Raw genomic sequence first — 2,555 nt, 5'->3', positions numbered from 1 at the left:
GTCGAGTTCTTCCTTCTAGAAAAACCTTTAGCTTTGAGGAGTGCATCTAACTCTTTTTCCATCATAGCAATAGTTTTTTCTTTTACTATTTGTTTTTTAACCAAGTTTCCACCTAATTTCTATTGGTTCTTCAATTATATACCTTTACTTGTCTAACTCCATGCTACTTCGATCAAATACTATTTAGAAACATTAGTCTTTATCTTTTTGGGGTGATATCAATGTACTTAATCCTTCATCTTTTCCGTTGTCCCACATTTTCACCCACGGATAGGTATTCTCAGGCATCTTTCTTCTTGTGGTTTGATATGCTCCATATTACACTTAGTACCGTTAATCTCTCGTTCCCGGATGAATACTTACATTTCTTCTAGTATCATTATAATATTTGAATTTCATCAGTTTTCACCTCTATTAATTTTATTTCAAGTTACTCTTTTTGAAATCCTTCAAGTTTACTTTTTTTGATCCGTAAGAAAGACGCGTTATTAAACAAACGCGCCCGTTTGCTGAATATTTGAATTCGAGATAAATTGCAATAAAGATCTTCTACTATAGCCCCCCATTAGTACAACATAGCCATTAGTTTTGGTAGCAAGTCTCATATTGATCTTTCATTAACAAACTTTTACAAGCTAAACCGTTTTCGTGATAAATTTCTTTACCGATTTCTAATTCGATGCTTCTATTTGAATTTGGATAATCAGGGGAATCATTTAGAATGTACAGTGTAGCCTCATCCAGCCACTCTATTGAAATATTACTTTTTGCATCACTATAATAAACGGTTTGCACTTTAGTTTTCTCATTGTTGTTTGTAATTTCAACCCACACATTAACACCGCCTGCTGCTCCACCATATAGTTCATAATAAGCATTAGCAGTATATGCTCCAGTAGGTGATGTTATAGGTCCAGGTCCTTTTTGAGCGAATTCTCTATCAATATCATTAAATGTAAAAAAGTATGTTTCATATATATAAATTGAAGAAACCAGAACAACTCCAGACAAAGTTGCAATCAATAATCCTTTAGGAATAGGTTTCTTTTTAATTAGTGAAATTGTAATTCTTGTACATAAACTCAAAAATAATATAACGGTAATAAAAGATATTAAGAGTCCAAATAAAATTATAATCCCCCCATCCCAAAACCCTTGGTATATATTCGTACCCGTTGAAGATCATTTTTGCATTTTTTATTTAGTCTTTCCATTCTAGATGTTCTAATTGTTCAATACTTCTAATCTTGCTCACCCACTCTATACTTTCAATGAATGACTTTGAACAAGGAAACTCCAGAGTTTTGTGTTGCTTACCTAAAATACATTCAAAGTACCCTGCAAATTCCTTATTTACGGGGTCACAACGATATGCAATAAGCAATTTATACTCGTAATCTAATCCTGGCATTTTATCGAAATATCGAGTAGATACTGCTATATTTAAATTTTTGTAAGTAAAATTGTCTATCCCCAAACGAATTATTTTCTCTTCTTCTGAAAATACAGTATTCACCTTAGCAAAAGCACCATCTTCGTCTTTTGAAACACATAATAAATAAAGCTGTGGAAGTACAGAATTACTTGACAAAAAATCACTTCCTTCATCTTCAATTAAACTGCCTTTAGTTGAAGAGCATTAAATCTAAACCCTCTCACATTTTAACATAAATATCCAGCATGTAATCTGTTATATTTATGATCAAGACAAATAAAAAAGGGCTTTTCTTATTCCAGAAAAGCGCCCTTATCAGAAAGACTTGATATCAAGATCTTCAACCTTAATTTATAGTGTGTTATTTACTATTATATGTAGGTCTCCATTCTTCATACTTATCCATATAATCATTAACCTCTTCCATCTTTTCCATATATTCTTCTAGACTATAATTAGCAAATTCATCTATATTCAATTGAGAAGTCAAATCAGTTTGTTTTTTATAATAGTCTTTTAAATCACTCAAGGTTTGGTCTGAAAATTTGTTATTTTGCAGCTTATCTACAACTTCATAAACAATATCTGACCCTGAAAAATAAAGATTATAATAAACATAAGGAATATCAGCATGCCTTCCAATAAAAGTGGCATTACCAATTGTTCCGTATATATTACGTATTTTATTTTCTAGTTTTATCATATGTTCTTTAAATTTTTCTCCTTCATCAACGTCCTCTAATGCCCCTTCCAAATGACGAGTTACATCGTTTTGCATATGCACATAATGTAGTATCATATCTTTTTTCATAGTTCGCTTTTGTTGTACCTCTGAATACCAAAAGTAACCCAGCAAACAACATATTACTAGCATTACCGCAAAGCCTATCTTCCATATATTCTTAAACATACATAACCTCTTTCAAATTAAAAGCTTATTTAGGATTATTTCAAAAATATTTTAATGCGACAACTATACTTTTGTTTTTATAAAGAAAAAAGCGCAAACACCTTATTCAATGTTTGCGCCCGTTTCTGGAATACTTGATCTCGAGATATATTTTCACATATCATTTGATTTTTCCATCTATATTTGAATACTGTATGTATTAATACCTTT

3 protein-coding genes are annotated in these 2,555 nt (G+C 31.1%); all 3 read right to left on the bottom strand.

Translation table 11 applies throughout. The features are described from left to right. Window positions 1-582: 582 nt before the first annotated feature. Window positions 583-1,023, bottom strand: a complete 441-nt coding sequence (locus tag H514_RS0115295) for a DUF5412 family protein (RefSeq protein ID WP_233422679.1) — start codon at window positions 1,021-1,023, stop codon at window positions 583-585. A gap of 178 nt (window positions 1,024-1,201) precedes the next feature. Next, window positions 1,202-1,591, bottom strand: coding sequence for a hypothetical protein (locus H514_RS0115290; RefSeq protein ID WP_027447741.1), 390 nt, complete (start codon window positions 1,589-1,591; stop codon window positions 1,202-1,204). A 205-nt stretch (window positions 1,592-1,796) separates the two neighbouring features. Then, a complete protein-coding gene (locus H514_RS0115285; protein ID WP_027447740.1) occupies window positions 1,797-2,345 on the bottom strand; it encodes a hypothetical protein in 549 nt (182 codons plus the stop codon). Window positions 2,346-2,555 lie beyond the last annotated feature (210 nt).

It is taken from the genome of Pontibacillus marinus BH030004 = DSM 16465 (genome assembly GCF_000425225.1).
GTDB lineage: Bacteria > Bacillota > Bacilli > Bacillales > BH030062 > Pontibacillus > Pontibacillus marinus.
This window is presented reverse-complemented; position numbering and strand designations above follow the sequence as displayed.

Bases quoted from the DNA above. Each gene is read 5' to 3' on its own strand.
- H514_RS0115285 (WP_027447740.1), bottom strand. From the start codon at position 2,345: ATGTTTAAGAATATATGGAAGATAGGCTTTGCGGTAATGCTAGTAATA.